Origin of the sequence: Kineococcus arenarius subsp. arenarius (assembly GCF_050871845.1) — a bacterium.
Lineage (GTDB): Bacteria > Actinomycetota > Actinomycetes > Actinomycetales > Kineococcaceae > Kineococcus.
Map to the genome: position 1 here is coordinate 1 of NZ_JBJLSE010000149.1, position 5,611 is coordinate 5,611.

General features: G+C 79.6%; 5 protein-coding genes. 4 read left to right on the top strand and 1 reads right to left on the bottom strand.

Annotated elements, in window-relative coordinates:
* Positions 1 to 244 precede the first annotated feature (244 nt).
* The 3 genes from ACRYM0_RS20070 (at position 245) to ACRYM0_RS20080 (ending at position 3,792) form a co-directional block, all read left to right on the top strand.
* Positions 245 to 1,321: a DUF4350 domain-containing protein gene (locus tag ACRYM0_RS20070; RefSeq protein WP_432507614.1), complete on the top strand. Its 1,077-nt coding sequence runs from the start codon at positions 245 to 247 to the stop codon at positions 1,319 to 1,321.
* A 181-nt stretch (positions 1,322 to 1,502) separates the two neighbouring features.
* Complete coding sequence (locus tag ACRYM0_RS20075) at positions 1,503 to 2,453, top strand: AAA family ATPase (protein ID WP_432496167.1); 951 nt, start codon at positions 1,503 to 1,505, stop codon at positions 2,451 to 2,453.
* A gap of 31 nt (positions 2,454 to 2,484) precedes the next feature.
* Positions 2,485 to 3,792: a DUF58 domain-containing protein gene (locus tag ACRYM0_RS20080; protein WP_432507615.1), complete on the top strand. Its 1,308-nt coding sequence runs from the start codon at positions 2,485 to 2,487 to the stop codon at positions 3,790 to 3,792.
* 58 nt (positions 3,793 to 3,850) lie between these two features.
* Here ACRYM0_RS20080 and ACRYM0_RS20085 read toward each other — a convergent pair whose 3' ends face one another.
* Positions 3,851 to 4,849, bottom strand: coding sequence for a stage II sporulation protein M (locus ACRYM0_RS20085; RefSeq protein WP_432507616.1), 999 nt, complete (start codon positions 4,847 to 4,849; stop codon positions 3,851 to 3,853).
* An 86-nt stretch (positions 4,850 to 4,935) separates the two neighbouring features.
* Here ACRYM0_RS20085 and ACRYM0_RS20090 point away from each other — a divergent pair.
* Positions 4,936 to 5,611 (top strand): RDD family protein (locus tag ACRYM0_RS20090; RefSeq protein ID WP_432507617.1); only part of this gene is annotated, 676 nt, incomplete at its 3' end.

The window sequence follows — 5,611 nt, forward strand, 5'->3', positions numbered from 1 at the left end:
CCCCCCCCCCCCCCCCCCCCCCCCCCCCCCCCCCCCCCCCCCCCGCCCCCCCCCCCCCCCCCCCCCCCCCCCCCCCCGCCCCCCCCCCCCCCCCCCCGCCCCCCCCCCCCCCCCCCCCCCCCCCCCCCCCCCCCCCCCCCCCGCGACCGGCGCGGCGGGCCCCCTGGACGGCCCCGCCGGCGCGGGCGGCCCCCACCGGCCGTGGCGCGGACCGCTGCTGGTCGCAGCCCTCGTGGTGGCGCTGGTGCTGCTGCTGACCCTGCTGGCCCCGCGCACCTCGCGCGAGGCCCTGGCGGCGGACTCCACCGCCCCGGAGGGCGCCCGGGCCGTCGCGCAGGTCCTGCAGCAGCAGGGGGTGCGGGTGCGCCAGGAGCGCACCTTCGACACGGTCCTGGCCGCGGTGCGCGAGGGCGGCGCGGGCACCACCGTGCTCGTCACCGACCCGGACCTGCTGGCGCGGGAGCGCTGGCGGGCGCTCGCCGCCGCCGGGGTCCGGCTGGTGCTCGTCGAGCCCACGGAGACCGCCCTGGACGCCCTGGGCGCGGTCGCCCGCGGGGTGCGCACCACCGGCACCCGTGACGAGCGCGTGCTGGAACCGGGCTGCGACGCCCCCGCCCCGTCGGCGGCCGGCGCCGCGCGGGCCGGGGGGCGCGCGTACGCGCTGCGCACGGGCACCGACGGCACCACCTGCTACGGCGGCTCCTACGTGCGGCTGCCGGCCGACCCGGCCACCGGCCGCGCCGAGCTCGTCGTGCTCGGCCAGGGCGACGTGCTCACCAACCGCTACGCCGCCCTGGAGGGCGACGCGGCGCTGTCGCTGCGCACGCTGGGCGCCTCCCCGACCGTGGTCTGGTACCTGCCGGACCCGCTGGACACCGACTCCCCGACGGTGCCGCTGACGTCCCTGGCGCCGGGCTGGGTGGCGCCGGCCGGCGCGCTGCTGCTGGTGGCGGGCCTGACCACCGCGCTGTGGCGGGGCCGGCGCCTGGGCCGGCTGGTGAGCGAGCCCCTGCCGGTGGTGGTGCGCGCCGCGGAGACCGTCGAGGGGCACGGGCGGCTGTACGCCGGCGCCCGGGCCGGCGACCGGGCCGCCCGGGCGCTGCGGTCGGCGACGCTGCGGCGCCTGCGGCTGGTGGTGCGGCTGGACGCCGCCGCGGGCGCCGGGGACGTCGCCGACCAGGTGGCGCGGCTGACGGGCACCCCGGCGCAGCAGGTCCTGGCCCTCCTGGACGGCCCGGCACCCGCCGACGACGCCGCGCTGGTGCGGCTGGCCACCGACCTGGACGCCCTGGAGCGGCGGGTGCGCTCGTGCAGCACCTGACCGCCCCCCTGGGACACCCCGACTCCCCCGCACGGAAGGGCAGCACGTGAGCGACACCCCGGCAGGACAGCCCGGCAGCACCCCCCTGGACGGCACGACGGGCCCCCTCGCCCGCGCGACGGGGGCCACCGCCGCCGGCGTCGCCGCCCCCGCGGTCACCCCGGCCGCCGACGGCCCCGGCGTGGAGGAGGCCCGCGACGCGCTGCGAGCGGTGCGCCAGGAGGTCGCCAAGGCCGTCGTGGGCCAGGAACCCGCCGTCACCGGCCTCGTCATCGCGCTGCTGTGCCGCGGGCACGTGCTCCTGGAGGGCGTGCCCGGCGTGGCCAAGACGCTCCTGGTGCGCACGCTGGCCGCGGCGCTGGAGCTGGACACCAAGCGGGTGCAGTTCACCCCCGACCTCATGCCCGGCGACGTGACCGGCTCGCTGGTCTACGACGCGCAGACCGCCCGGTTCAGCTTCCGGGAGGGCCCGGTGTTCACGAACCTGCTGCTGGCGGACGAGATCAACCGCACGCCGCCGAAGACGCAGGCCTCGCTGCTGGAGGCGATGGAGGAGCGGCAGGTGTCCGTGGACGGGGTGCCGCGGCCGCTGCCGTCGCCGTTCATCGTGGCCGCCACCCAGAACCCGGTGGAGTACGAGGGCACCTACCCGCTGCCCGAGGCGCAGCTGGACCGGTTCCTGCTGAAGCTGACCCTGCCGCTGCCCGCCCGGGAGGACGAGGTGGAGGTGCTGGCCCGGCACGCCGCCGGCTTCGACCCGCGCGACCTGGCCGCCGCGGGCGTGCGGGCCGTGGCCACCCCCGCGCACCTGGAGCTGGCCACCCGCGCGGTGCGCGCGGTGCAGGTCTCCCGGGAGGTGCTCGGCTACGTCGTCGACGTGTGCCGGGCCACCCGCTCCTCCCCCTCGCTGGCGCTGGGCGCCTCCCCGCGAGGGGCGACGGCGCTGCTGGCGACGGCGCGGGCCTGGGCGTGGCTGTCGGGCCGCGACTACGTCTCCCCCGACGACGTCAAGGACCTGGCCCGGCCGACGCTGCGGCACCGGGTGCAGCTGCGCCCGGAGGCCGAGCTGGACGGCGTCAGCGTGGACGCGGTGCTGGACTCGGTGCTCGGCGCCGTGCCCGTGCCGCGGTGAGCACCGCGAGGAGGACCGCGAGGAGGACCGGGTGGCGCTGACGGGGCGCGCGCCGCTGCTGGTGCTGCTGGGGCTGGTCGCGCTGGCGCTGCGGCCCGGCTGGGGCGCGTTCTGGGCGTGGCTGGCGCTGTCGGCGGTGCTGGTGGGCGTGGACGTCGCCCTGGCCGCCTCCCCGCGGGCGGTGTCCGTGCAGCGCGCGCCGCTGCCGGCGGTGCGCCTGGGTGAGCCGTGCACCGCCGAGCTGCTCGTGGCCAACACCGGCCGGCGGCGCGCGCGGGGCGTCCTGCGCGACGCCTGGCAGCCCTCGGCGGGCGCGCGCGGCGAGCGGCACGCCCTGGACCTGCCCCCCGGGGAGCGCCGGCGGCTGAGCACGGTGCTGGTGCCCACCCGCCGCGGGGACCGCTTCGCCGACCGCGTCACCGTGCGCTGCACGGGGCCGCTGGGCCTGGCGTCCCGGCAGCGCTCGCGGACGCTGCCGGGGCGGCTGCGGGTGCTGCCGCCGTTCTCCTCCCGCCGGCACCTGCCCTCGCGGCTGGCGCGGCTGCGGGAGCTGGACGGGCGCAGCGCCGTGCAGCACCGCGGGCAGGGCACCGAGTTCGACTCGCTGCGCGACTACGTCGACGGCGACGACGTGCGCTCCATCGACTGGCGGGCCACCGCGCGCCGGCAGTCGGTGGTGGTGCGCACCTGGCGCCCCGAGCGCGACCGGCGGGTGGTGCTGGTGGTGGACGCCTCGCGCACCGCGGCCGCACGCATCGGCGGCGGCCCCGGCGGGGTGGAGGTGCGCCTGGACGCCGCGATCGAGGCGGCGCTGCTGACGGCGGCGCTGGCCGCGCGCGCCGGTGACCGCGTGGACCTGCTGGCGCACGACCGCGGGGTGCGCGCACGGGTGCGCAGCGGTTCGCGCACGGGCCTGCTGCCGGAGCTGGTGGAGGCGCTGGCGGGGCTGGAGCCGTCGCTGGTGGAGGCGGACTGGGACGCGGTCACCGCCCAGGTGCGCTCGATGGCGCGCCAGCGCGCCCTGGTGGTGCTGCTGACGGCCCTGGACACCTCGGTGCTGGACTCCGGGCTGGTGGCGGCCCTGGAGCAGCTCGCCGCCCGGCACACGGTGGTGCTGGCGGCGGTGGACGACCCCTCGCTGCTGCAGCTGGCCCGCGCGCGCGCCGACGCCGAGCAGGTGTACACGGCGGCGGCCGCGGAGACCGCGGCCGCCGAGCGGGAGGCCACCGCGGCGCTGCTGGCCCGGCTGGGGGTGGAGGTGGTGCACGCCGCCCCCGACGAGCTGGCCCCCGCCCTGGCGGACCGCTACCTGGCGCTGAAGGCGGCCGGGCGGCTCTGAGGCGGCCCCGCGGCGGCTGCGCCGCGGCCGGGCCGTCCCCGGGCCGCCCGGCGGGCGGTCAGCCGCTCACGGGCGCGGCGTCGCCGGCGAAGCGGGCGTCCACGTCGCCGGTCTCCCCGGCGGCGGCCGCGGGCCGCCCCAGCAGCACCACGTACAGCAGGAACGCCACCTCGGCCAGCACGCCGATGCCCACCCGCGCCGCGGTGGGCAGCTGCGAGGGCGTCACGAACCCCTCGATGAGGCCGGAGACGAACAGCACCACCACCAGGCCCAGCGCCAGGCCGACCATGGCGCGCCCCTCGACGGCCAGGGCCTGCGCGCGGCTGCGCGGCCCGGGCGCCACCCACGTCCAGAACAGCTTCAGCCCGGCCCCGGCGGCCACGAACACGGCCGTCAGCTCCAGGATGCCGTGGGGGGCGATGAGGCCGAAGAACACCTCGCCGCGCCCGTTGTCGACGAGCAGGCCGCCCTGCAGGCCGACGTTGAGGGCGTTCTGCGTCAGGGCCACCAGCACGAACACGCCCGTGATGCCCAGCACGACGCAGGTGGCGGCGACCATCGCGTTGTTCGTCCACACCCGCCCCGCGAAGGAGGCGTTGGCGTACTCGGAGTAGTAGCCGGCGAAGTCCTCCTCGACGAGGCGGCGAATGTCCTCGCGGGAGCCGAACAGGCTGGCCTGGGCCGCGGGGTTGCCGGCGATCCAGGCGCCCGCCGCCACGGCGAGCACCGCGGTGTAGGCGGCGGCGGCGGTGGACCACCACCGCACCCGCCACAGCGCCGCGGGCAGCCCCCGGCCGGCGAAGTGGCCCAGCTGGCGCCAGGAGGTGTAGCGGGAGCCGGTCAGCCGCGAGCGCGCCCGCACCAGCAGCGTGGACAGCTGGTCCAGCAGCACCGGTTCGGACTGCGCCGAGCGCAGGACCGACAGGTGGGTGGCGGTGCGCTGGTACAGGCGCACCAGCTCGTCGGCCTCCTCGCCGGTGAGGTGGCGGCGGCGCACCAGCTCGCGCAGCCGCGCCCACTCCTGCTCGTGCACGGCTCGGAAGGCGTCGACGTCCACCCCGCCACAGTAGTGAGCGCGACCGCCGTCGCAGGGCACCGCGGCGGCACCGGCCGCGGTGCCGGGCCGGCGGGTACGGTGCCCCGGTGGCACCGACCGACGTCCCGCGGCCCGCCGCGCACCCGGCTCCCGCGCCGCCCGCCGGGCCCGTGCCGCCCGCCGGTGCGCGCCCGGCCGACCCCGTCGGCGACGTCGTCACCGGCGAGGCGGTGGTGCTGGGGCTGCGGGCGGCGTCCTTCGCGTCCCGGCTGCTGTCCGCGGCGATCGACGCGGTCGTGCACCTGCTGGTGCTCGGTGCGCTGCTGTACGCCTCGCAGGCCCTGCTCTCCAGCACCGACGAGGCCGCGACCGCGGCCGTCGTGCTCGCCGAGACGGTGCTGTGCCTCATCGGCATCCCGACGGCCGTGGAGACCGCCACCCGCGGCCGGTCGCTGGGCAAGCTGGTGGCGGGCGTGCGGGCCGTGCGCGACGACGGCGGCCCGGTGCGCTTCCGGCACGCCGTCGTGCGGGCCCTGGCCGGGTTCTTCGAGCTGTGGGCGCTGGCCGGCAGCCCGGCGATCGTCTGCGCGCTGCTGACCGCGCGCGGCAAGCGCGTGGGCGACCTGCTCGCCGGGACCTACGTGGTGCGCGAGCGCACCGCAGCGCGGCCCGTGCCGCTGCCGCCGCTGCCGCCGGAGCTGGCCGGCTGGGGGCGGGGGGGCCCCAAACGCCCCCCGCCCCCCCGCTCGGGGGGCGCCCGCCCCCCGGAACATGCGCGCGCGG